20 protein-coding genes are annotated in these 23,051 nt (G+C 70.1%); 7 read left to right on the top strand and 13 right to left on the bottom strand.

The window, feature by feature from the left end:
- Window positions 1-131: 131 nt before the first annotated feature.
- The 4 genes from ACQI46_RS25070 to ACQI46_RS25055 are packed head-to-tail and all read right to left on the bottom strand — an operon-like array spanning window position 132 to window position 2,797.
- Window positions 132-779, bottom strand: coding sequence for an MOSC domain-containing protein (locus ACQI46_RS25070; protein ID WP_427096755.1), 648 nt, complete (start codon window positions 777-779; stop codon window positions 132-134).
- A gap of 35 nt (window positions 780-814) precedes the next feature.
- Window positions 815-1,333 (bottom strand): DUF4333 domain-containing protein, encoded by a 519-nt coding sequence (locus ACQI46_RS25065; protein ID WP_427096754.1) that lies wholly within the window; start codon window positions 1,331-1,333, stop codon window positions 815-817.
- Window positions 1,334-1,375: 42 nt separating this feature from the next.
- Window positions 1,376-1,762: a DUF2237 family protein gene (locus tag ACQI46_RS25060; protein ID WP_427096753.1), complete on the bottom strand. Its 387-nt coding sequence runs from the start codon at window positions 1,760-1,762 to the stop codon at window positions 1,376-1,378.
- A 21-nt stretch (window positions 1,763-1,783) separates the two neighbouring features.
- Window positions 1,784-2,797, bottom strand: coding sequence for a CobW family GTP-binding protein (locus tag ACQI46_RS25055; protein WP_427096752.1), 1,014 nt, complete (start codon window positions 2,795-2,797; stop codon window positions 1,784-1,786).
- 132 nt (window positions 2,798-2,929) lie between these two features.
- Between ACQI46_RS25055 and ACQI46_RS25050 the strand changes: the two genes are divergently transcribed.
- Window positions 2,930-4,522, top strand: a complete 1,593-nt coding sequence (locus tag ACQI46_RS25050) for a diguanylate cyclase domain-containing protein (protein WP_427096751.1) — start codon at window positions 2,930-2,932, stop codon at window positions 4,520-4,522.
- Here ACQI46_RS25050 and ACQI46_RS25045 read toward each other — a convergent pair.
- Window positions 4,512-5,816: an amidohydrolase family protein gene (locus ACQI46_RS25045; RefSeq protein WP_427096750.1), complete on the bottom strand. Its 1,305-nt coding sequence runs from the start codon at window positions 5,814-5,816 to the stop codon at window positions 4,512-4,514. The two genes, ACQI46_RS25050 and ACQI46_RS25045, sit on opposite strands and share 11 nt — an antisense overlap.
- Before the next feature lie 129 nt (window positions 5,817-5,945).
- The gene (locus ACQI46_RS25040) at window positions 5,946-6,425 is read right to left on the bottom strand and encodes a hypothetical protein (RefSeq protein WP_427096749.1); all 480 of its coding nucleotides are present in this window, start codon (window positions 6,423-6,425) and stop codon (window positions 5,946-5,948) included.
- Window positions 6,426-6,580: 155 nt separating this feature from the next.
- Here ACQI46_RS25040 and ACQI46_RS25035 point away from each other — a divergent pair, with 155 nt between their 5' ends.
- Window positions 6,581-7,222 carry a hypothetical protein gene (locus ACQI46_RS25035; protein WP_427096748.1) on the top strand — a complete coding sequence of 214 codons (642 nt, stop codon included), beginning with the start codon at window positions 6,581-6,583 and terminating at the stop codon, window positions 7,220-7,222.
- Here ACQI46_RS25035 and ACQI46_RS25030 read toward each other — a convergent pair.
- From ACQI46_RS25030 to ACQI46_RS25015, 4 genes are read right to left on the bottom strand one after another with little or no spacing between them, the layout of a single operon-like run.
- Window positions 7,219-8,610: an aspartate aminotransferase family protein gene (locus ACQI46_RS25030; RefSeq protein WP_427096747.1), complete on the bottom strand. Its 1,392-nt coding sequence runs from the start codon at window positions 8,608-8,610 to the stop codon at window positions 7,219-7,221. The two genes, ACQI46_RS25035 and ACQI46_RS25030, sit on opposite strands and share 4 nt — an antisense overlap.
- Window positions 8,611-8,629: 19 nt before the next feature.
- Window positions 8,630-10,048, bottom strand: coding sequence for a WS/DGAT/MGAT family O-acyltransferase (locus ACQI46_RS25025; protein ID WP_427096746.1), 1,419 nt, complete (start codon window positions 10,046-10,048; stop codon window positions 8,630-8,632).
- 23 nt (window positions 10,049-10,071) lie between these two features.
- Window positions 10,072-11,529, bottom strand: coding sequence for a protein adenylyltransferase SelO (locus ACQI46_RS25020; RefSeq protein WP_427096745.1), 1,458 nt, complete (start codon window positions 11,527-11,529; stop codon window positions 10,072-10,074).
- Between the two features lie 10 nt (window positions 11,530-11,539).
- Entirely contained in the window at window positions 11,540-12,697 is a 1,158-nt protein-coding gene (locus tag ACQI46_RS25015) for a hypothetical protein (RefSeq protein ID WP_427096744.1), read from the bottom strand.
- A gap of 180 nt (window positions 12,698-12,877) precedes the next feature.
- Between ACQI46_RS25015 and ACQI46_RS25010 the strand changes: the two genes are divergently transcribed.
- Genes ACQI46_RS25010 through hrpA form a run of 3 tightly spaced genes read left to right on the top strand, consistent with a single transcriptional unit; the run spans window position 12,878 to window position 18,141 of the window.
- The gene (locus ACQI46_RS25010) at window positions 12,878-13,771 is read left to right on the top strand and encodes a mycobacterial-type methylenetetrahydrofolate reductase (RefSeq protein ID WP_427096743.1); all 894 of its coding nucleotides are present in this window, start codon (window positions 12,878-12,880) and stop codon (window positions 13,769-13,771) included.
- Between the two features lie 16 nt (window positions 13,772-13,787).
- Window positions 13,788-14,177: a VOC family protein gene (locus ACQI46_RS25005; protein ID WP_427096742.1), complete on the top strand. Its 390-nt coding sequence runs from the start codon at window positions 13,788-13,790 to the stop codon at window positions 14,175-14,177.
- Window position 14,178: 1 nt separating this feature from the next.
- Window positions 14,179-18,141, top strand: coding sequence for an ATP-dependent RNA helicase HrpA (gene hrpA, locus ACQI46_RS25000; RefSeq protein WP_427096741.1), 3,963 nt, complete (start codon window positions 14,179-14,181; stop codon window positions 18,139-18,141).
- A 2-nt stretch (window positions 18,142-18,143) separates the two neighbouring features.
- On the opposite strand, the gene ACQI46_RS24995 is transcribed toward hrpA, so the two are convergent.
- On the bottom strand, window positions 18,144-19,304 hold the full coding sequence (locus tag ACQI46_RS24995; protein ID WP_427096740.1) for a zinc-binding dehydrogenase: 1,161 nt from the start codon (window positions 19,302-19,304) through the stop codon (window positions 18,144-18,146).
- 30 nt (window positions 19,305-19,334) lie between these two features.
- On the opposite strand from ACQI46_RS24995, the gene ACQI46_RS24990 reads away from it, so the two are divergent.
- Window positions 19,335-20,123 (top strand): glutaminyl-peptide cyclotransferase, encoded by a 789-nt coding sequence (locus ACQI46_RS24990; RefSeq protein WP_427096739.1) that lies wholly within the window; start codon window positions 19,335-19,337, stop codon window positions 20,121-20,123.
- On the top strand, window positions 20,120-21,265 hold the full coding sequence (locus ACQI46_RS24985) for an FAD-dependent oxidoreductase (RefSeq protein WP_427096738.1): 1,146 nt from the start codon (window positions 20,120-20,122) through the stop codon (window positions 21,263-21,265). Before ACQI46_RS24990 ends, ACQI46_RS24985 begins: the two co-directional genes overlap by 4 nt.
- A 49-nt stretch (window positions 21,266-21,314) precedes the next feature.
- Here the strand turns inward: ACQI46_RS24985 and lipE are convergent, their stop codons facing one another.
- Together lipE and ACQI46_RS24975 are read right to left on the bottom strand one after the other, a co-directional pair.
- Window positions 21,315-22,550 (bottom strand): lipase LipE, encoded by a 1,236-nt coding sequence (lipE, locus tag ACQI46_RS24980; RefSeq protein ID WP_427096758.1) that lies wholly within the window; start codon window positions 22,548-22,550, stop codon window positions 21,315-21,317.
- Window positions 22,547-23,017: a hypothetical protein gene (locus ACQI46_RS24975; protein WP_427096737.1), complete on the bottom strand. Its 471-nt coding sequence runs from the start codon at window positions 23,015-23,017 to the stop codon at window positions 22,547-22,549. The genes lipE and ACQI46_RS24975 overlap by 4 nt, the downstream gene beginning before the upstream one ends.
- Window positions 23,018-23,051 lie beyond the last annotated feature (34 nt).

Raw genomic sequence — 23,051 nt, 5'->3', positions numbered from 1 at the left:
GAGGGGAACGGCGGCTCAGATGCTGCGATGCACAGCCGCGAACTGTTCGCGTTCCCGCTTCTCCGCGACCGCGAAACCGGCCCCGACGCCCAGGGACCGGATTGCGAGCGAACTCACAGATGCTCGGCGGTTCAGATTCGCTTCGCGACCTTCTTCTTGATCTTCTCGGGCAGCGCGTCGGCGACAGCCAGCGTCGGCAGCAGCGCGGGCTCGGTCATCATCGCCCGGAAGACCGTGCCGATCGTGACGTCGTGATCCGGCCGCGAGAGCACCGTGATCTGATCACCTGCGCGCACCGAGCCGGCCTCCAGGACCCGGAAGTACGCGCCCGGCAGGTTCGCCGCGGTGAAGGTCTTCATCCATCCGGGTCGGTCCAGCCACATCGTGAACGTGCGGCACGGGGTGCGCGGACTGGTCACCTCGAGGACCAGCCCGTCGGGGCCGACCGACCACCGTTCCCCGATCAGACAGTCGGTCAGGTGGACGCCGGAGGTGGTCAGGTTCTCGCCGAACATCCCGTTGGTCAGCTCGCGGCCCAGTTCGCTCTGCCAGCGGTCCAGGTCTTCGCGCGCGTAGGCGTACACCGCCTGGTCGTCGCCGCCGTGGTAGCGCCGGTTGCCGATGGTGTCGCCGGCCACGCCGCTGCCGAGGCCGGTCCGCCGGTCCCCGGGCGCACGCACCGCCAACGGCTGCGCGCTGGGCCTTTTGTCGATCCCCGAACGCAACCGCCCCAATTGGGTGGGGGCCGTCGCGGTGTTCACCGTCAAGACGCACGCCATGCCGACCAGCTAACCGCATCGGCGTGCGGGACGCGTTACTCGACCAACTCCCACTGGTCGTCCTCACCGACCGGGGCCGCGCTGACCCGCACGAGGCGTTCGGTGCCCTCCTCGTCGGCGGCGACGCAGTCGAACGTCGTGCCGATCTCGACGGCACGCAGCCCCTCGCCGCACGTCACCACCACAGGGAAACCGACCTGCGCCGAGATGTCCTCCTGCAGGGCCGCGGCGAGGTCGGGCAGGTGGTAGAGCGTGTCGAGGGTGACGAAGTCGACGTTGTAGTCGTCGTCGGTGACGGTCGCCTCCACGCGCACCTGCTGGTCGCCCACCTCTGCGGTGCAGATCAGTTTGTCGCCTTTGCCCGGGGACTCCCGAGGGCATTCCAGTGACGACACCTGCTGCGAGAGCGACTGGTAGGTGCGGTTGAGCTCGTCGGTGATCGCTGTTTCCAGCTTGTCGTGGTCCAGTCCGCCGGTGGACATCGAGAACTGACACGCCGACAGCATCAGGACCGCGCCCGCCGCCAACAGAATCGGTCCTGATCTGCGTGTCATGGTGTGCCTCGATTCAGGTGGCGGATTTCAAGATCATAGGCGCTACAGGCCGGTCAGGTCATCGGGAACGTCGACGGCGTACTGGTGCAGCACCTCCAGCGGCACGATGTCGAGGGTGCGTTCGTGCGTCGAGGCCAGCACCACGGGGCACGCCTGCCCGTCCTCGTGGGCGCGCAGCCAGTTGCGGGCGGTCACACACCAACGGTCACCGGGCACCAGTCCGGGGAAGCGGTACAGGGGCATCGGTGTGGACAGGTCGTTGCCGATGCTGCGTTGGTGGGCAAGGAATTCGGCGGTCACCACCGCGCAGATGGTGTGCCTGCCCCGATCCTCGGGGCCGGTGCTGCAACATCCGTCGCGGAAGAAACCGGTCATTGGGTCGGTGCCGCAGGGATCCAGCGGATCACCCAGCACGTTGCGCTCGGACACCGCCTCAGTATCGCGGCAACCTCAGATACTCAGCCGCCGGTATCGCTGAATCCGCCGGATACCCGATGCCGATGCAGGGTCGGATGTCACCGCCAACGCGTCGCGCATCCGGGCACGCACGTCCTCGACGTCCAGCCCGACGCCGATGGCCACCAGGTTGCTCCCGGTCGCTGACGAGCCGCTCGCGGCCGCCACGTGCACCGACGGGCCCACCACGTTGACGACGTAGCGGCGGGTCTTGTTGCGGAAGCGGACCGCCAGGGTCCCCTTCATCCGGTACACACCGGCCGGTGGCTGTTCGAGGAGGTCGATCACGGCATCCGGGTCGGCGCAGCCCTCGGTGACCACCGTGACCGAGTCGGCATGGGTGTGATCGTGGGAAGTGTCTGCCTCGTAGAGCAATTCACGAAAAGTCAGTTGCCCGGTCTCGTCACCGCCGGACACGTCGTAGAGCAGTGCGGGGTCGATCCGGCCCGCCACCGCGCCGATCACCCGGGCGTGCGGGTTGCTCGGGCGGATCCGGTCCTCGACGCGGCGCAGCACCTGCTCGCGATCGGCCTCGGCGACCTGATCGAGCTTGTTCACGACCACCAGCGACGCCGCTCGATAGCGGGCCGGCGGGAGGTCGTCACGGTCGACGGTCTCGAAGTGCCGGGCCGCGTCGAGGACGTCGACGACGCCACCCGGACGGATGCGGTCGACGCCGCTGAACCGGATGATCCGCGAGATCGCCACCGGATCAGCCAGGCCGCTGGCTTCGACGATGATGGCATCCAGCCGCAGCTTCGGGTCGGCCAACCGGTCCAGAGCCAGGTCGAGTCCGCCCTCGTCGGGCAGGCAACAGATGCATCCACCGGCGATGGACGCGGGCTCGTCGACCTGGCCGCTGACCAGTGCGGCATCGACGTTGAGTTCGCCGAAGTCGTTGATCACCACGCCGATTCGTGCACCCGGGCTGCGCAGCACATGGTTGAGCAGGGTCGTCTTGCCGGCGCCCAGGTGACCGGTCAGCGCGATGACGGGGATGGCCTGCACGGCTCGTCAGCCTACCGAGGCCGCCGCCGCCCGAGACACTGGGCGAAAGCCCTGGTTACTATGGGTCCGCGTGAGGTCGCGGCAGGTTTCGAGGGTCTCGTCGGGCTTCGACACGCGTCTGGGGGCGGGGGAATGCGACACGGCGATACGCTGCATGTCCGGGCCGAGAGTTCGGGTGAGTTGCCGGTGCTCAAGGCGCTGCTGCGGATCGCCGAGGCCGTCGCCCGTGCCGACTACTTCGACGACGTGCTCGAGGTCATGGCCGAAGAGGCCCGCGTCGCGCTGTCCGCGGCCTCGGTGTCGATCAGCCGTTGGGAGCCGGACCAGCAGGTGCTGCGCACGCTGATCAACGTCGGCGATCTCGCAGCGCACGAGCAGCGCTGGCCCTCCAGTGAGTACTACGTCATCGACGGCTACGCGCGCGGCCTGGAACTGCTGCGCCAGGGACGCTCCTACACCAACGCCGTCGACGATCCGGACTGCCCGACCGCGAGTGCGCAGCTGTTGGCGGCGCTGGGCAAGGAGAGTGAGCTGGCGGTTCCGGTCATGTACGGCGACCAGATGTGGGGCGAGATCTGGGCCACCGGTACCGACGGCCGCCGGTTCGACCACGGCGACGCCCAGTTGCTGCAGGGCATCGCCGCGCACGCCGCTGTCGCGATCGGTCGTTCGGAACTGCTGAGCACCGTGTGGAGCTACGCACTCGAGGACCCGCTGACCGGGATCGCCAACCGGCGTGCCATCGACACGAGGACCGCCGAAATCGACTGGGATACAGCGACTCCGGTGTTCCTGGTGTGCGACCTCGACGGCTTCAAGAGGGTCAACGACCGGGATGGTCACCCGGCAGGCGACGAGCTGTTGCGTCGGGTGGCGGCCACGCTGGCCCGGTTGACCGACGCGGTCGACGGCGCCGTGGCGGCCCGGCTCGGTGGTGACGAGTTCTGCGTGCTGCTGCCCGACGCCACCCTGGCCGTCGCGCAGAGCTTCGCGGGCAACGCCACCAAGGCACTGCGCACTCTGCTCGAACCCGACGTGACCGTGTCGTGGGGCGCCGCGGCCGCGGGTGCCGAGATCCGCACGGCGGCGGCCCTGATGGCCGCCGCCGATGCGGCGCTGATGGAAGCCAAACGGCAAGGGCCCGCACGGTTCAGCACCGGTGTGTCCCGTTCCGCTGTCGCTGCGGGACCGGACCGCCGCGACCGGGCGACCGCACCGGGTCCCGGACGTCTGGCTGCCGTCATCGTCGACGCTCTGAGGAAACGGGACGATCTGACCCTGCCTGCGGCGCTGGAGATGTTGGCGGTGCAGGTGCAGCAGGAGATCGACAGCGCGGCGTGGGCGCTCTCCGAATCCGTCGCCGGCACAACGGCGTTGCGCACCGTCCGCAGCATCGACAGTGTGCGGATGCTGGACTCCGGGCTGACGGTGCTGACGGATCTGGGCCCACCCGTCTACGACCTGGCGCAATTTCCGCTGACCGCAGACGCTTTGGAGCACGGCACGGCGTTCGTCGCGGCGGTCGACCTGGATGGTTCCGACCCTGCCGAGACCGCCCTGCTCGCCGAGCTGGGGTACCGCGCCGTGCTGGCGGTGGGTGTGCGCGCCGGAGACGTGCGCTACCTGCTGGAGTTCTTCTCCCACGACGGCCACGCACGACTGACCGAGATCGCGCCGCTGGTGCAGGTACTGGCCGGCTATTGTGTGGCCCAACTCAATTCGTGACCGCTCCCGCCGAGACCGCCCGGGGCAGGTGGTTCTTGACCACCCGGCCGTCCTTGACGATGACCGCCAGGTTGGTCGCCGGGTCGCCCAGCAGCGCAAGGTCGGTGGTCGGGTCGCCGTCGACCAGCAGTACGTCGGCCCATGCGCCGACGGTGATCTCGCCGAGGCGGGCCGCCCGGTACGGGTCGCGCTGGCCGGACAGCCGGAACAGCTCGGCGTTGCCGGACGTCACCATCTTCAGCGCATCGAACGTGGACATGTACTCGCCGAGCCGGACCAGCATCGTGCTCTGCACATCGTCGCGTTCGGGTTCGAAGAGCAGGTCGGTGCCCCATGCGACCTTGACGCCGTGCTTGGTGGCCCAGCGGTAGAGCTGGTCGGTGCCGGCACAGATCTCGCGGTTCTTCTCGGCGCTGTCGGGGTTGAGGAAGCTGTGGTCGTGCTCGGCGAACGGCTGGGTGGACAGCCACACGCCGCGCTCGGCGAGCATCGCGATGGTCTGCTCGTCGGCGAGGTGGCCGTGCTCGATGGACTGCACGCCGGCCTCGACCGCTCGGCGGATGCCGGCGACGTTGTAGACGTGGGTGGCGACGTACGTGCCGTAGTCGCGGGCCGCCTGCACGGCGGCCTCGAGTTCGGCGGGGGTGAACTGCACGGTGTAGAGCGGGTCGTACAGCGACGCCGCACCGCCGCCGACCATCAACTTGATCTGCGCGGCACCGGATTTGAGCTGTTCGCGCACTGCGGCGGTGACCCGGTCGGGGCCGTCGGCCACGCGCATGAAGCCGATCTGCTCGGCGCGGGTCTCCGTGCCCCCCAGCGCGGTCGGGGTCTGGTAGACGAAGCCGAAGTCGCCGTGCCCTCCGGTCTGCGACACCGCGGCCTGGCTGGGGTAGACGCGCGGGCCGAGCTCGGGCTGCTCGTCGATGACCTGTTTGATGCCCGCCGTGTCCCCGGCCATGTCGCGCACCGTGGTGAAGCCGCGCAGCAGCGTGTCTCTCGCTCTGGCCAGGGTGCGCGCCGCCAGCAGGGTCTGGGTGCCCATCGCGAGGTCCAGCAATGTGTTGGCCATGCCCACCAGGTGCACGTGGGCGTCGCTCATCCCCGGGATCAGGGTGCGGCCACCACCGTCGATCACCGTCATGTCAGGGGTCTCGGCGATGGGTGACGTCTCGACCGCGGCGACGGTGCGACCCTCGATCAGCACGTGCCCCTCGGTCAGACGCGGCGTCAGTCCGTCGAAGATGCGGACATTCTTGACGAGCAGACGGTTGTTTCCCGCGGGCGCACCCATGCTGACCTCCTTGTCGCGCACAGGTTAGCCCGAGCGCGCCCGCGCACAGCAGGAGCCGGGCCCGAACAGGTCGGGCCCGGCTCCTGCGCTACGGGTCGGAGGGTTGTAGCTACGGGTCAGGGTCAGGGGCTACGGCGCGGGGATCGAGGCGCAGCCCACACCGGGGATGCAGCCCGACGCGCCGTCAGGTCCGGCCGAGCCGCCGATGCCGCCCGGGCTCAGGCTGCCGCTGGCGCCGCCGGGTCCGGCCGTTCCGGCGGGACCACCGGGAATGGCGCCGGTCGCGCCGTCAGGTCCGGCCGCACCGCCCGGTCCACCGGGGATGACGCCGCTGGCGCCGCCGGGACCGGCCTCACCGGCAGGTCCGCCGGGGATGGCGCCGGCCGCACCGCCGGGACCGGCCGTTCCGGCAGGACCGCCGGGCACACCACCGGTGACGCCGCCCGGGCCGGCCGTGCCGTTGACCGCACACGGCGTGCCGTCCGGGTTGAAGCACGGCGGCGGAGCCGGCTGAGCGAAGGTCAGGGGTGCGGTAGCGATAGCAGTCGCCGCGGCGCCCGCAAAGACCAAGGATCCAATTGTTCCGAGTTTCGATGTCTTGTTTCGCATGACAGTTCTGTTGCCCGTCGGTCACGGGACGAAACACATTAGTTGCGATTGCTAACTACTTTTTTCGGGCGGCATCCGGGACCGGGCTGGGTTCGTCGGCTCCGCCGACAGGCTCGTCTCGTCGGCTCCGCCGACACTGGTGGCATCCTGGCCCAATGGGACTGGTGTTCCGGCTGCTCGAACTCCTGCTGCTGCTGGTACCGCTGATCGGTGTGGGATATGCGACGTGGCGCGGTATCGCCGCGGCGCGACGGTCCCGGCCGCCGCAGGTCGAACCCCCACCCGTCGGGGACCCCGGCGCGGCCCAACGGCGCGCGATCGCCCGCGCGGTCGAAGAGCATGACCGCACCGACACCCGTTGGCTGGACTACGAACTCGACGTCGCCAAGCTGCTGGACTACCCGCTGATGACGGACATGCGCGACCCGCGCACCGAACGGTTCCACCGGGCCAGACTGCGCGCCGATTTCCACCGGCCCGCGCATCCCGACGACCTGACCGCCGACCGGGACGCGCGACAGGACTACCTGGACGCGGTCAGTGAGTACGTGACCGCATTCGACATCGCCGAGGCCGAAGCGATTCGTCGCCGTCACGCCGGGTACTCGCCGGAGGAACAGCAGCGGCTCGGCCGTGCCCAACGGCTGCTGCGGGTCGCCGCCGACGACGCGGCCACGCTCCAGGAGCGGGACCGGGCCTACCGGCTGGCGCGCCGTGAACTCGACGGGCTGTTGGTGCTGCCCGAGCGCGCACGGGCGGCACTGGAACGCAGCATCAGCGGCGAACTCGGCGACTAACCGGCCAGTGCCGCGTCCGCCACGTCCAGCGCGCGGTCCAGGAGGGCCACACCGTCGCGCGCCTGCTCGGCGGTGATCACGCACGGCGGAACCACGTGGATGCGGTTGTAGTTGGCAAAAGGCAACAGGCCCAGCCGTTTACACTCGGCGATCACCGAATTCATTGCCGCACTGGAACTTCCGTAGGGCGCCAACGGCTCGCGAGTGGCCTGGTCGGCGACCAGCTCGACCGCCCAGAACACGCCGGTGCCGCGCACCTCGCCGACACAGCGGTGCCTCGCGGCCAGCTCGTGCAGCGCCGGACCCAGCACCTGCTCACCGATGCGGGCCGCGTTGTCGACGATGCCCTCGTCGGCCATCGCGGTGATGGTCGCGACCGCGGCAGCGGTGGCCAACGGATGACCCGAGTACGTCAGACCGCCGGGGTAGGCGCGGTGGGCGAACGTGGCGGCGATCTGCGGGCTGATCGCGACACCCCCGAGCGGCACGTAGCCGGAGTTGACGCCCTTGGCGAACGTCAACAGGTCAGGCGTCACCCCGAAATGGTCGATGGCGAACCACTTCCCGGTCCGGCCGAAACCGGCCATCACCTCGTCGGCGATGAACACGATGCCGTACTCGTCGCAGAGCTCGCGCACCCCGGCGAGGTATCCGGGCGGCGGCACCATGATGCCGGCGGTGCCGGGGATCGGCTCCAGGATGATCGCCGCGATGGTCGACGGACCTTCCATCCGGATCACGTCGTGCAGGTGCGCCAGTGCGCGCTCGCTCTCCTGTTCGGCGGTGGTGGCGTGGAACTGCGAGCGGTACAGGAACGGTCCGAAGAAGTGCACGACGCCGGAGGTGCCGTGGTCGTTGGGCCAGCGGCGCGGGTCCCCGGTGAGGTTGATCGCGGTCTGGGTGCCGCCGTGGTAGGACCGGTAGCGCGAGAGCACCTTGTGGCGCCCGGTGTGCAGGCGCGCCATCCGTACCGCGTGCTCGACGGCTTCGGCGCCGCCGTTGGTGAAGAAGACGTGATTCAGCTCGCCGGGTGTGCGCTCGGCGATCAGCCGCGCGGCCTCCGAACGGGCCGCATTCGCGTGCTGCGGCGCGACGGTGCACAGCTTGGCGGCCTGCTCGGCGATGGCGGCGACGACCTTGGGGTGCTGGTGACCGATGTTGGTGTTGACCAGCATCGACGAGAAGTCCAGCAGGCGGTTGCCGTCACCGTCCCAGACGTAGCAGCCCTGCGCGGCCACCAGCGTCATCGGGGAGATCTCGGCCTGCGCCGACCAGGAGTGGAATACGTGGGCGCGGTCCAACTCGTAGGCGCGTGCGGCCTCGGCGCGGGCCTGCTCCACGCTCAACCCGTTGGGCAGTTCGGCACTGTGAAGCGTTTCGTCGAGCACACCGACGACGGTAGCGGCTCTAGCCGGCAGAGGCTTTCTCGAGCTCGGCGAGCGCCTCGCCGGTGTAGACGGCCAGCCGTTGCAGATGGGGCAGCCGGTCGCGGCAACCCACGAAGCCGACGTTGATGGTGTCGGCGTAGCTCTGCAGCGTGATGTTGAGCGCCATCCCGTGGATCGGGATCGACACCGGGAACGTGGCTTCCAGACGGGAACCGTTGAAGTACAACGGTTCCCGCGGCCCCGGCACATTCGACACGCACAGGTTGAACGTGTACGGCCAGGGCGGCTCGATCCCGGTCAGCGCGCCGGCGATCTGCCCACCGGCCGGGGCCAGCAGCGCCGCGCTGTACGCGATGATCGCCGCGGGCGACATCTTCTGCAGTTCTGCCTTGGCTGCTGCGGTGGCCGCGCTGATGACCTCGAGTCGCTCGACGGGGTCGGCGATGTCGGTGCCCATGGGCGCCAGGATCGCGCCGACCGAGTTGCCGCCGCCTTCGTCGCCGTGGGGCCGCACGTTGACGGGGAGGAAGGCCACGAGCGACCGGTCCGGCAACTCGCCCACCTCGTCGAGGAAGTTGCGCAGCCCGCCGCCGAGGATGGCCAGCGCGACGTCGTTGAGGGTGGCGCCGTGCTGTGAGCTGAGCTTCTTGAGCCGGTCGAAGTCGTACTGCTGAGTGGCGAAGCGGCGGTTGCGGCTGATTCGGGCGTTGAGGATGCTGTGCGGCGCCGAGGCGGACCCGGCGATGCGCCGCAGTTCACCGTCGCGCCGCAACTGCGTGTTCACCAGCGCCGAGGTCAGTCCGGCCACCGCGCTCACCCCGGACGCGATGGCCGAGCCCGCCTCGGTCAGCGAGCGCACCGCCGCTTCCAGCGGGTTCGACGTCTCCTGCCGCGGCGGCCGGGGCGCACGCGGCGGCGGCGGTGTGGCGAAGAAGAACCGGGTGTCACGGGCCTCGGGGTCGCACGACAGGCTGCGCGCCAGGATGCGCATGGCGCTGTATCCGTCGACGAGGGCGTGGTGGATCTTCATGTAGAGCGCGAACCGGCCGTCCTCGAGGCCTTCGATGACGTGCAGCTCCCACGGCGGACGCGTCAGGTCCAGGTGGTTGCTGTGCAGCCGGGACACCAGGATGCCGAGTTCGCGCTGATCGCCGGGGCTGGCCAGCGCGGAACGCCGCACGTGGTAGTCGAAGTCGAAGTTGTCGTCGGTGACCCAGCTGTGCAGCGGGCTGAACTGCAGGCGCGGATGGGCGAGCTTGAGGTTCCACGGCGCGACCACTTCCTGGTCGTGGGCCTCGGCGATCAGCCCGCGCAGGAAGTCCGGCCGCGCGTCCTCGGGCGGCGTGAACGGCAACAGGCCTGCGACGTGCATTTTCGAACTCGGTGTCTCGCCGTAGATGAACAGCAGATCCTGCAAGCCGAGACGTTTGGTGGCCACTGTGTCACGCTACGCCGGTGGGTTCACGTCCCGCAGAAAGTGCGGAAACCCGCCGTGAACTCCTTGTCTCCCGGTTCGGCGTAGCGCTGCAGCCCGGGCCGCTCGGTGTAGGGCTCCTGCACCACCGACAGCAGCGTCGTGAACGGCTCCAGGTTGCCTTCGGTCGCCGCCGTCAACGCCTCCTCGACCAGATGGTTGCGGGGGATGTACAGCGGGTTGGTTCGGTCCATCACCGCCGGGTCGGGATTCAGTGCCCGCCACCGCGTCAGCCAGTCGTCGAACCGGGCCAGGTCGATGAACTCGCCGCGCACGGGTTCTGCGTCCCCGCGGGCTGCTTCACCCAGGCGACGGTAGAACGACGTGTGGTCGACGTGGCTCTGCTGCAGCTGCTCGAGCAGCTCGGTGATCAGCGGCTCGACGGTGGGCACGGGCGCGTCGGGCACGCCCAGCTTGGTCCGCATCCCGGCCAACCAGTGGTCCTCGTAGTGCATCTGGAACGCGCCGAGATGCGCTTCGGCCAGCCGGATGGCTTCATCGGTGTCCTCGTCGAGCAACGGCAGCAGCGTCTCGGCGAACCGGGCCAGATTCCACAGCGCTACCGCCGGCTGGTTGCCGTACGCGTAGCGCCCGAAGCTGTCGATCGAGCTGTACACCGTGGCCGGGTCGAATGCCTCCATGAACGCGCACGGCCCGTAGTCGATGGTCTGTCCGGAGATCGTCATGTTGTCGGTGTTCATCACGCCGTGGATGAAACCGATCAGCATCCACTGCGCCACCAACCGCGCCTGCACCGCGATCACCGCATCCAGCAACGCGAGGTACGGGTTGTGTGCGTCGGCCGCGGCCGGGTGGTGACGGGCGATGGCGTGGTCGGCCAGCCGGCGCAGCACCGCCGGATCCTCGGTGGACTGCGACACCAGCGCGGCGTACTGGAAGCTGCCGACCCGTAGGTGGCTGTCGGCGACGCGGGCCAGCACTGCCCCGGGCAGGATCGTCTCGCGGTACACCGGGCGACCGGTGGCCACCACGGCCAACGCGCGGGTGGTCGGCACGCCCAGCGCGTGCATCGCCTCGCTGATCAGGTATTCGCGCAGCATCGGACCGACGGCGGCCAGGCCGTCGCCGCCGCGGGCGAACGGGGTACGTCCGGAACCTTTCAGATGCAGATCGCGCAGTCTGCCGCCGGCGTCGGTCAACTCGCCGAGCAGCAGTGCGCGGCCGTCGCCCAGACGCGGGGTGAACCCGCCGAACTGGTGCCCGGCATAGGCCTGCGCCACCGGAGCGGCGTCGGAAGGAAGCGTGGCTCCGACGAGCAGTCCGACGCCGTCGGGGCCGCGCAGCCAGTCCGGGTCGAGTCCCAGCTCGACGGCCAACGGCTCGTTGAGCACCAGCAGTGTGGGCTCGGGTGCCTCCTCGGCTTTCCAGCTCACCGCCAGCTCGGGCAGCTCCCCGGCGAAGCGGTGGTCGAGTGCAAGTGTCACCTCATCCAGACTACGGAGACTGCGGCAACACGGCGATGCCGTCGACGTCCTCCCGGATCGGGAATCGGCGCGAGCCGTCCTCGAAGACCAGGGTGCCGTCGGGCGCGCCGTACTGGTCGATCTGCGGCAGTAGCAGCGCGCGCTGACCCGGCGTGAGTTCGGCGGTCTGCAACGCCGACGTCGGCGGTGCGACCTGGGCGATCTGGCCGTCGGCGAGCTGCCACACCAGCGGCGGTTCGGTTTGGGGTTCGCCGCACCGCCACGTCGACAGGCTGAGCTTCGGCTGACCATCGGTCGGCCACCACAGCCGCGTGACGCGGGATCCGGCGGTCGGGTCGGAGCCGGCGACCTCGAAGACCTCCTGGGAACCGTCGGCCTTGGACTGCACGACTGCCGCGGTGCCGCACCCGCTGTCGGTGGCGCGGTAGACCGCGTAGGCCAGTTCGGCGCCGTCGGGGCTGAGCCGGGCCACCGTCACCGGGCTGTTGGCGTCGGCCTGCCCGAGCGACGCGGGCGGGCCCGGCCCGCGGACCGCATACAGCGTGTCCGGTCCGCCGAACGGCGACGGCGGAGCTTCGACGCGGGCCAGCACCGCGGTGCCACCGCGGGCGACGACCAGCCGGGGCTCCCCGGGCCGGATGCCGGCCACCGGCGGGAAGTCGACGATCTGTGCGACCTCGGGGACGGCGTCGGGGTCGGCCAGGTTCAGCCGCATCAACCGGTTGGGCTGCTCCCACCACACCACCGCACTGTCACCCGCGGTCCCCAGAGTGGGGCCGACGGTGACCGGGCGGATGGTTCCGCGCTGTGCCTCGACGTCCAGCGTCGCGAGCTGGTTGTCGTCGGTGCGGGCGAAGACGAAGCGGCGGTCCTCGGTGGTGATCAGGTCGTTGGACGTCGGGAACGTCCCCGGCACGGTGGCGACGATGCGGGTCCCGTCGACCAGCCCGATCTCGTCGGCGGCGCGGTAGGCCAGCAGCGGACCGGCCGGCGGCGGGGCGGTCGTCGTGGTGGTCGGGTCGTACGGCGAACTCGGTTGGGCACTGGTGGTCCCTCCGGTGCCGGCGGGAGGTCCGGCGCAGGCCGCGACGAGCAGCGCGACGAACGCGAGCGTCAGCGTCACGACCAGCGACCGCGGACGTGTCAGGGGCTCGGGCTGTGTATCCATGGCTTCTGTCCATGAAAGCGGACGGACGCCGGGGATGTGGTCGGCGGGGTCGTGCGTGCTGCGCGGGCGAACGGCCCGACTCGGTATGGTGATCCCCGCCGGTAGCGGGGGATTCCGGAGCCGACGAGCGGGTTTGAGAAGACCGCGCCGACGTCGAATGACAGATGTGGAGCAATCGCTGTGACCTTGAACACCATCGCGCTGGAACTCGTTCCGCCCAATGTGGACGGCGGTCGCGAACGCGCCCTGGAGGAAGCCGACAAGGTACTGCGCTGTGCCGCTGAAGCCGGGGTGGCCGGTCGTGTCCGGCACGTGATGATTCCCGGGATGATCGAGGAGGACGACGGCCGTCCGGTCGAGATGAAGCCCAAGCTCGACGTGCTGGACTTCTGGGAGATCATCAAGCCCGAGCTGCCCGGCATCAACGGGCTGTGCACGCAGGTCACCGCGTTCACCGATGAGCCGGCGCTGCGCACCCGGCTGACGGCGTTGCGCGACAGCGGTTTCGAGGGCATCGCGTTCGTCGGGGTGCCGCGCACCCTGAGCGACGGGGAGGGCAACGGCGTGGCCCCCACCGACGCGCTGTCGATGTTCGACGAGATCGTCGACCACCGCGGCGTCATCCTGATCCCGACCCGCGAGGGCGAGCAGGGCCGCTTCAACTTCAAGTGCGACCGCGGCGCCACCTACGGCATGACCCAGCTGCTGTACTCGGATGCCATCGTCGATTTCCTGACCGAGTTCGCCGCGACCACCGAGCACCGCCCGGAGATCCTGCTGTCGTTCGGGTTCGTGCCGAAGGTGGAGAGCCGGGTCGGGCTCATTCATTGGCTGATCCAGGACCCGGGCAACGAGGCGGTGGCCCGGGAGCAGGAGTTCGTGCGCACGTTGGCCGACACCGATCCGGCCAACCGGCGGGCGCTGATGCTCGAGCTCTACAAGCGCGTCATCAACGGCGTCGGCGAGCTCGGGTTCCCGCTGTCGGTCCACTTCGAGGCGACCTACGGCGTCAACACCGCCGCGTTCGAGACCTTCGCCGAGATGCTGGAGTACTGGTCACCCGACCGGGTGTGACGCCACAGTGGATGTCATGACGCAGAGCCAGGAACCGGTCGGCCGGCTGGGCGCGACCTCGATCGACTGCCCCGACCCAGGCGCGCTGGCCGACTTCTATGCACGGCTGCTGGGGATGCAGCGCATCGTCGAGCACCCCGACGGCAGCGTGGTCGCCATCGGCGACGGCACCGCGGTGCTGGCGTTCCTGCGCGTCGACCACTACGTCGCGCCGACGTGGCCTCAGCCGGGGCAGACCCAACAGATGCATCTGGACGTCTCGGTCACCGACCTCGACGAAGCCGTCGCCGCGGCCGAGCGGTTGGGTGCGCGACGCGCCGAGCACCAGCCGCAGCCCGACGGCTGGCGGGTGATGTTCGATCCGGCCGGTCATCCGTTCTGCCTGACCACATTCGGGGCGGACTGAATTGTCCGGACCGCCCCGCACCGACATCCGGGCGCTGCGGGCGCGGCTGGACGGACTGACTCTCCGCGACGCCGCGCGGCTGGGCCGCCGGCTGCGTCAACTGCGCAACCCGACACCTGAGCAGGTGGAACGGATCGAGCGGCAGATGGCCACGGCTGAGGCGCTGGTCGCGACACGCGCTGCCGCCGTCCCTGCGATCAGTTACCCCGACCTGCCGGTCAGCGAGCACCGCGACGAGATCGCCGCGGCCATCGCCGCGCACCAGGTGGTGATCGTGGCCGGCGAGACGGGGTCGGGCAAGACCACCCAGCTGCCCAAGATCTGCCTCGAGCTGGGCCGCGGCATCCGCGGCACCATCGGCCACACCCAGCCGCGCCGGCTGGCCGCCCGCACCGTCGCGCAACGCATCGCCGACGAACTCGGCACCGAGTTGGGCGACGCCGTCGGCTACACCGTGCGGTTCACCGACCAGGCCAGTGACCGCACGCTGGTCAAGCTGATGACCGACGGCATCCTGCTGGCCGACATCCAGCGCGACCGGCGGCTGCTGCGCTACGACACGCTGATCATCGACGAGGCCCACGAACGCAGCCTCAACATCGACTTCCTGCTCGGTTACCTGCGCGAGTTGCTGCCGCGCCGGCCCGACCTGAAAGTGATCATCACCTCGGCCACGATCGAACCGGAGCGCTTCGCGGCGCACTTCGGCAGTAGCGACGGTGTCCCCGCGCCGATCGTGACCGTCTCGGGCCGCACGTATCCGGTCGAAATCCGTTACCGGCCATTGGAAGTCGTCGTCGATGCCGATGACGAAGATGACCCCGACGACCCCGACCATGAGGTCGTCCGCACCCCGGCCCCTGGTCTTCGCGCAAGCGGCTCATCCGAACTGCGCGACCAGACCGACGCCATCGTCGACGCGGTCAAAGAGCTGCAGGCCGAACCCGACGGTGACGTGCTGGTGTTCCTGTCCGGGGAACGCGAGATCCGCGACACCGCCGAAGCGCTGCGTGGTGCGCTGGCCGACGCCCGACCGCCCACCGAGGTCCTGCCGCTGTATGCGCGGCTGCCGACCGCAGAACAGCAGAAAGTCTTTGCCCCGCACCAGAACCGGCGGGTGGTGCTGGCCACCAACGTGGCCGAGACCTCGCTGACGGTGCCCGGCATCCGTTACGTCGTCGACCCCGGCACTGCGCGCATCTCGCGCTACAGCCGCCGAACCAAGGTGCAGCGGCTGCCGATCGAACCGATCTCGCAGGCCTCGGCGGCCCAGCGCACCGGCCGCGCGGGCCGCACCGCGCCCGGGGTGTGCATCCGGTTGTACTCGGAGCAGGACTTCGAATCCCGTCCGCGCTACACCGATCCGGAGATTCTGCGCACCAACCTGGCCGCGGTCATCCTGCAGATGGCCGCGCTCGGGTTCGGCGACATCGAACAATTCGGCTTCCTCGACCCGCCGGAGGCGCGCAGCGTCCGCGACGGCATCGCGTTGTTGCAGGAGCTCGGCGCGTTCGACGCCTCCGGGGCGCTCACCGACGTCGGCCGTCGTCTCGCCCAGATCCCGGTGGACCCGCGGTTGGGCCGAATGCTGTTGGCCGCCGACGCCGAAGGCTGCGTGCGCGAGATGCTGGTGCTCACCGCAGCCCTGTCGATCCCGGACCCGCGGGAACGTCCCGTCGACCGCGAAGAGGCCGCCCGGGCCAAGCACGCCCGGTTCACCGACCCGCAGTCGGACTTCCTGTCCTACCTCAACCTGTGGCGGTACCTGTCCGAGCAGCGAAAAGAACGCTCCGGCAGCTCATTTCGCCGAATGTGCCGTGAGGAGTTCCTGCACTACCTGCGCATCCGGGAGTGGCAGGATCTCGTCGGCCAGCTGCGCGGTATCTGCCGTGACCTCGGCATCACCGAGTCCGACGAGCCGGCCGATCCCACCCGCATCCACTCCGCGTTGACCGCCGGGCTGCTGTCGCACGTCGGGATGCGCGACGACGACGGCCGCCTCTATCAAGGCGCCCGCAACGCGAAGTTCGTGCTGGCCCCCGGCTCGGCGCTGGCGAAACGGCCCCCGCGGTGGGTGGTGGTGGCCGAGCTGGTGGAGACCAGTCGGCTCTTCGGGCGCACCGCCGCGCGCATCGAGCCCCACGTCGTGGAGCGGCTGGCCGGACATCTGGTGTCGCGCAGCTACAGTGAGCCGCACTGGGACGCCGAACGCGGCGCGGTGATGGCCTACGAGCGGGTGACCCTGTACGGCTTGACGTTGACCGCGCGCCGCCGGGTCGGTTACGCCGGCGTCGACCCCGAAGTGTCGCGGGAACTGTTCATCCGGCACGCCCTGGTCGAGCAGGACTGGCACACCAAACACCACTTCTTCGCCGACAACGCGCGCCTGCGCGCCGAACTGGCCGAGCTCGAGGAGCGGGCCCGCCGACGCGACCTGTTGGTGTCCGACGACGAGATCTTCACGTTCTACGACGCCCGCATCCCGGCCGACGTGGTCTCGGGACGTCACTTCGACGGGTGGTGGCGCAAGGCCCGTCACCGCACGCCGAAGCTGCTCACGATGACTCGAGATGACCTGCTGCGCAGCGATTCCGGGGCTGAACAGCCCGATGCGTGGGAGGCCGGTGATGTCGCGCTGCCGCTGTCGTACCGGTACGAGCCCGGTGCCGCCGACGACGGCGTGACGGTGCACGTACCCGTCGACGTGCTGGCCCGTCTCGGTGGCGACCAGTTCGCCTGGCAGGTGCCCGCGCTACGTGAGGAACTGCTGGTGGCGCTGATCAAATCGCTGCCCAAGGATCTGCGCCGCAACTTCGTCCCGGCCCCCGACACCGCCCGCGCCCTGCTGAGCTCGATCTCCCCGGACAGCGGCCCGCTCCTGGACGCGGTGCAGCGAGAACTCAAGCGGCGCAGCGGAATCCTGGTGCCCATCGACGCGTTCGACCTGAGCAAGATACCGCCGCACCTGCGCGTCACGTTCGCCGTGGAGGGCCCCGACGGCACCGTGGTTTCCCGCGGCAAGGACCTGTCGCAGCTGCAGGAGCAGCTGGCCGCCCCAGCCCGCGCGGCCGTCGCCGCCACCGTGGCCGGCGACCTCGCCCGGCGCGGATTACGTTCGTGGCCCGACGATCTCGACGAACTGCCCCGTGTCGTCGAGCGTCCGGGTGCGTCCGGGCACGCGGTGCGCGGGTACCCCGCCCTGGTCGACGCCGGCTCCGCGGTCGACATCGAGGTGTTCGCTACCCCGGTCGAGCAGGAAGCCCGGATGGGGCCGGGCAGTCGGCGGCTGCTGCGTCTGGCCGGGCCGAACGTCACCAAAGCGGTGGAACGCAGCCTCGACACCCGGACCCGGCTGGAACTCGGCAACAATCCCGACGGCTCGCTGACCGCGTTGCTCGACGACTGCGCGGACGCCGCGGTGGCGGTGCTGGTGCCCGGTCCGGTGTGGACGCGCGACGAATTCACCGCTGCGAGTAGGCGATTGGCCGGTCAACTGCAGAGCGTCACCACCGATGTCCTGCGCCGCACTCACCGCGCACTGCAGGCCTGGCGCGAGGTGGAACTCGCGCTGCCGCAGCGTCCGAGTCCGCTGCAGGCCGACGCCGTCGCGGACATCCGGGCGCAGTTGGCGCGGCTGCTGCCCGTCGGGTTCGTCGCCGCCACCGGGGCCACGCGGTTGGTCGACCTGGCCCGCTACCTGACCGCCGTGCGGCGCCGGCTGGATCGGCTCCCGCAGGGGCCGGCCGCCGACGCCGACCGCATGGCGCAGGTGGCCGCCGTCCAGGACGCCTACGACGAGCTGCGGGCCGCGCTGTCCCCGGCCCGCGCCGCCGCCGAGGACGTCCGCGACATCGCCTGGCTGATCGAGGAATTCCGCGTCAGCCTGTGGGCGCAGCAACTCGGCACGGCCCGGCCGGTCAGCGCGCAACGGATCTACCGCGCCATCGACGCGGTACACGGCTGAACCTAGGGCTGCGTCACCGCGCTGGCCGGATCGATGAGGATCTTGGCGTGGGTCTCCGGGTCGCGCAGCGCGTCGAACGCCGCACCCACCCCGCCCAGGCCGACGGTGGCGCTGACCAGCGGCGATGCGTCGACCTTGCCGTCGGCCAGCAGGTACAGCGCGTCGCGGTACTCCAGCGGGGTCTGCCCGAACACGAACCGCAGCTCGACCTCTTTGCCGATCGCCATCGCGGGACGGATCCGGTCCTCGCCCATGCACACCCCGACCACGACGATCCGGGAGGCCAGCGGCGCGGCGGCGACGATGCCGTCGATCATGCCCGGCACACCGACGCACTCAAAGATCACCGGCCGTTTCGGCGCGGTGCCGCCCAACCTGTCGGCCAGCCGGTACACATGCGCCCAGCCCGGGATCTTGCGCAGCTTCTCCATCGACCCGACACCCAGCTCCATGAGCTTCGGCAGCTCGGTCAGACCGCGCTGATTCGGGGGCACCGCCTCATACGGCGAGTCGACGGCCGGGTCGACGGCCACGTGCGCACCGCAGCGGATGGCCAGGTCGCGCCGCGCGGGGGAGAAGTCGCTGGCCACGATGGTCCGCACACCGCGCGCCTTGAGATGGCAGATGATGGCCAAACCCACGGGCCCGCAACCGATCACGATCGCGACGTCCTTGGCGGAGATCTCGCTGCGCCGCACCGCGTGCAGCGCCACCGACATCGGCTCGGTCAGTGCGGCGGTGGCCGGATCCAGGCCGTTGGGCACGGCGAACGTCAGCGCGGCCTCGGTGACCACCTGCTCGGCGTACGCGCCGGGCGCCAGCGGGGACAGCCCGATCAGATGCACGCCGCCGCCGGCGCGCCGGATCGGGAACGACACCACCGTGGTGCCCTCGGCGAACTGCTTGCCGACCTTGCGGCCGCGTTCGCGGATCACCCCGCAGAATTCATGGCCCATCACCGTCGGGGTGTCGCCGCGCATGAAGTCGTGGTAGCCGCCCTCGGCCATCACTTCGGTGAGTTCGTCGGCGTGGTCTTTGGCGTGGAGGTCGGATCCGCAGATGCCGCAGCGCAGCACGTCGAGGACCAGTTGGCCTTCGGCGGGCCGCGGATCGGGCATGTCGACGACCTGCAGGGTGCCCTCAGAACAGCTGACCGCTTTCACGGGGCCATCGTTGCACGGTAGAACGGCGGTATGACCCGCGATAGGACAAAGTGGCGCCTCTGGGCGGCGTTGCTCCCGCTGACCTGGCTGCTCGGCGCCGCGGTGCCGTACGCGCAGGCCGTTCCCGCCGCGCCGGTGGTGGCGCCGGAGGTGCTGGGGGAGTTCGGTCACGACCCGTCGGCGTTCACCCAGGGCCTGGAGATCGCCGACGGCATCCTCTACGAGGGCACCGGGCTGGCCGGCCTCTCGCAACTGCGGGAGCTGGACCCGGCCGCCGGCACGGTGCGGCGCACGACCGACGTGCCCGGCTCCTATTTCGGTGAGGGCATCACCGTGGTCGGGGACCGGATCTGGCAGCTGACCTACCGCGACGGTGTCGCCGTCGAATGGGACCGGGCCACCCTGACGCCGCGGCGCGAGGTTCCCGTCGAGGGTGAGGGCTGGGGCCTGTGCGCCGACGGGAACCGACTGATCCGCAGCGACGGCAGCAGCCGGTTGCGTTTTCACGAGCCGGCCGACCTGGTCGAGACGGGCGGCGTCGACGTCACCCGCGACGGCCGGCCGGTGACCGGTCTCAACGAGCTCGAGTGCGTCGACGGCCACGTGTGGGCCAACGTGTGGCCCACCGACACGATCGTGCGGATCGACGATTCAGGCACCGTCGATCTGGTTGTCGAAGCTGCCGGGCTGCGCGAGCGCGGCATCCCGGTCGACGCCGGGGTGCTCAACGGCATCGCCCATGTCGGCGGCGACGAGTTCCTGCTGACCGGGAAGAACTGGCCGACGATGTTTCGGGTCCGGCTGGCAGAACCGGCGTGACGCAGCAGCGGGTGCTCATCGCGGGGATGGGCGACACCGGCGTGCTGACCGCGATCCGCCTGTCGCGGCGCGCCGACGTCGTCGGCATCTCCGCCAAGCCCGCACTGGTCAGCGGACAGGAGCTCGGCTGGCGGCTGTCCCGCCCGGACGACTGGGCGCGCCACTACCGGCTGGAGTTCGGGCGCTTCCGCGGCCTGGACCGCGTGCGCACCGTGCATGCGCGGCTCGCCCACCTGGACCCGGCCGCCCGCAGCGTCACCGTCGAACTGCCCGACGGGTCGGCCACCGCTCTGGGCTACGACGCGCTGGTGATCGCCACCGGCGTGCGCAACGGGTTCTGGCGTCGGCCCACCCTGCAGACCGCCGCCCAGGTCGACGAGGACCTGCGCGCCGCACACCGCCGGATCGCCGACGCACCGTCGGTGATCGTCGTCGGCGGTGGTGCCGCGGCGGTCAGCAGCGCCGCCCAGATCGCCGTCACCTGGCCGGGCAAACGCGTCGACCTGTACTTCCCGGGGCAGCGGGCGCTGACCGGACATCACCCCCGAACATGGGATGCGGTGCAGCGCAGGCTGACCCGCGCCGGGGTCGGCCTGCATCCCGGCCACCGAGCCGAGCTGCCGGAGGGCTTCACCGCCGAGGAGATGACCAGTGGGCCGGTGCGTTGGCGCAGCGGTCAGCCGCCCGCGTGGGCCGACGTGGTGCTGTGGACGATCGGTCGGGTGGCACCCAACACCGAGTGGCTGCCACCGGAACTCCTCGACGCCGACGGCTTCATCCGCGTCACCGAGACCCTCCAGGCGCCCGACCACCCGGACATCTTCGCCGTCGGCGACGTCGCGGCCACCGACCCGCTGCGCAGTTCGGCACGCAACCGCGCCGACGGCCTTGTCGCACACAACATCTGCGCGTTCTTCACCGGGGAGACGATGCGCCGCTACCGACCACCGGCGCGACGCTGGGGCTCGGTGCTGGGCATCCAACCCGACGGCCTGGAGATCTTCGCGCCCAACGGACGGGTGTTCCGGGTGTCGGCGTGGGCGTTCGAACCGGTGCTGATGCGCGGCATCGTGCGCCGCGGCATCTACCGCGGGGTGCGGGAGCAGCGGCAGATCGATCCCGCGAAAGTGCAACCACGGTAGCCGGTGGCGCGGCCACGCTACCGTGGAAGCACTCTCGACGCACGGAACGTCAACGCACCCGCGGGATCTCGGCGTTGATGCGGTCCAGCAGTGCGGGGTAGCGGTCGGCCTCCTTGTGCCGGCCCGGCTTGCCGCTGCTGACCACGGCCACCGACAGCGCACGCGACGGATCGGCCCACACCGCGATGTCGGTCAGGCCGGTGTGTCCGAACGCTTCGGCGTTGTTGCGGCCGAATGGCCCGAAGCGGTGCGAACCCAGCATGTATCCGGTGCCCCACCGCATCGGCATCAGCCCGGTCGCGATGTCGGGACGCAGCCGTCGGCACGGTCGGGTGGCCTCGCGTAACGTCTGCTCCGAAAGCACCCGCACGCCGTCGAGTTCACCTCCGCGACAGAGTATTTCGGCGAACCGGGACAGTTCCTCGGCGTTGGAGACCGTGTTCGACGACGGGATGACCCCGGTGAGGAACCGCGGCGTGTTGGAGAACGGGATGATCTGCGTCATCGTGCCGCCGACCGCCATCTTGAACACCTTGGCGATCGGGGCGGGTAGCGGCGTGCCGGTGACGTGGCTGGGCGCCACCGACGGGACGTCTTCGGGTGCGACGCCGTAGTTGGTCCACCGGAATCCCAGCGGTGCCAGGATCTCGTCGTGGAGGATGTCGCGAATGTTGAGTCCGGTTGCCGCGGAGATGATCTCGCGCATCAGCGGACCCCACGTGACACCGTGGTACATGTGCACCAGTCCGGGTGGGTGCAGTGGTTTGAGTCGGCTGAGCATGTCGCGCGCGTAGTCGCTGTCGTCCATGCGTTTGAGGTCGGGCCGCGGGCCGGTGGCGAACGGCACCCCGGCGCTGTGGGTCAGCACGTGCCGGATGGTGGTGCGGTCCTTGCCGTGGCTGGTGTAGGTGGGCAGGTAGTCGCAGACGCGGTCGTCGAGGGAGAAATGTCCGCGCTCGACCAGCATGTGCGTCACCGTCGTGGTGATGGCTTTGGCCGCCGAGTACACGCAGAACGGGGTGTCGGTGCGCACGGGCACCTGTGGGGTGCCGGGCGGGTCGGACGGGCCGTTGCCCCGAGCGTGGCCGATGGCCCGGTTGAGGATCACCCGACCGTTGCGGCGCAGGCACACCTGGATGGCCGGTTGCATCCCGGCCGCATACCAGTGCCGGGCCGCATCCCAGATCCGTTCGACGGCGCCGCCGTCGACGTCGCCGGGTTCCTCCGACCCGACCGCGGTGACCGCGTCGAGGTCGTCGGGAACGTTGATCCGGCCGTCGGTCAGCGCGGGCCTCCGTTGAACATGCCGCTGCCGATCACCTGCGTCAGCTGTCCGAGCAGTTCACCCGGGCCGGCCGGCGGCGGCGGCGGGGTGTTGGTCAACTGCCAGGTCTGGCAGTCGCTGGTCGTGAACGACGTGTCGGTCGGCATCACGTGCACGATGGCGGATTTCTTGGTCAGCGCGTTGTCGACGAGCTTCTCGCCCGCGGTGCGCTTCCAATAGCAGGCGCCGTCGTCGATGGGTCCGGCCGACTGGTAGAAGCCGGGGACGATCTGGGTGCCGACGGCGTACGTTCCGTCGCCTTCGATGACGGTCTTCGGCGCTTCGCCTGGTTGTGCGCCGGCGGCTTGTGCGGGCGCCGGTGGTGCGGGTTCGGTGGTGGCATCTGGTTGAGCCAGCGCTGACGGCGCCAGAGCGCACCAGCCCGCCAGCACCGCCGCGGCTGCCGCGGCCGCTCGTGAGGGCTTCATAGGAAGTCAGTCTAAGTGCTGCGGCGGCGAGTGG

Source organism: Mycobacterium sp. SMC-4 (assembly GCF_050205565.1).
Taxonomy (GTDB): domain Bacteria; phylum Actinomycetota; class Actinomycetes; order Mycobacteriales; family Mycobacteriaceae; genus Mycobacterium.
This window is presented reverse-complemented; position numbering and strand designations above follow the sequence as displayed.

Coding starts and splice junctions, on each gene's coding strand:
- ACQI46_RS25070 (WP_427096755.1), bottom strand. CDS start 779: ATGGCGTGCGTCTTGACGGTGAACACCGCGACGGCCCCCACCCAATTG.
- ACQI46_RS25065 (WP_427096754.1), bottom strand. CDS start 1,333: ATGACACGCAGATCAGGACCGATTCTGTTGGCGGCGGGCGCGGTCCTG.
- ACQI46_RS25050 (WP_427096751.1), top strand. CDS start 2,930: ATGCGACACGGCGATACGCTGCATGTCCGGGCCGAGAGTTCGGGTGAG.
- ACQI46_RS25045 (WP_427096750.1), bottom strand. CDS start 5,816: ATGGGTGCGCCCGCGGGAAACAACCGTCTGCTCGTCAAGAATGTCCGC.
- ACQI46_RS25040 (WP_427096749.1), bottom strand. CDS start 6,425: ATGCGAAACAAGACATCGAAACTCGGAACAATTGGATCCTTGGTCTTT.
- ACQI46_RS25035 (WP_427096748.1), top strand. CDS start 6,581: ATGGGACTGGTGTTCCGGCTGCTCGAACTCCTGCTGCTGCTGGTACCG.
- ACQI46_RS25015 (WP_427096744.1), bottom strand. CDS start 12,697: ATGGATACACAGCCCGAGCCCCTGACACGTCCGCGGTCGCTGGTCGTG.
- ACQI46_RS25005 (WP_427096742.1), top strand. CDS start 13,788: ATGACGCAGAGCCAGGAACCGGTCGGCCGGCTGGGCGCGACCTCGATC.
- ACQI46_RS24990 (WP_427096739.1), top strand. CDS start 19,335: ATGACCCGCGATAGGACAAAGTGGCGCCTCTGGGCGGCGTTGCTCCCG.
- ACQI46_RS24975 (WP_427096737.1), bottom strand. CDS start 23,017: ATGAAGCCCTCACGAGCGGCCGCGGCAGCCGCGGCGGTGCTGGCGGGC.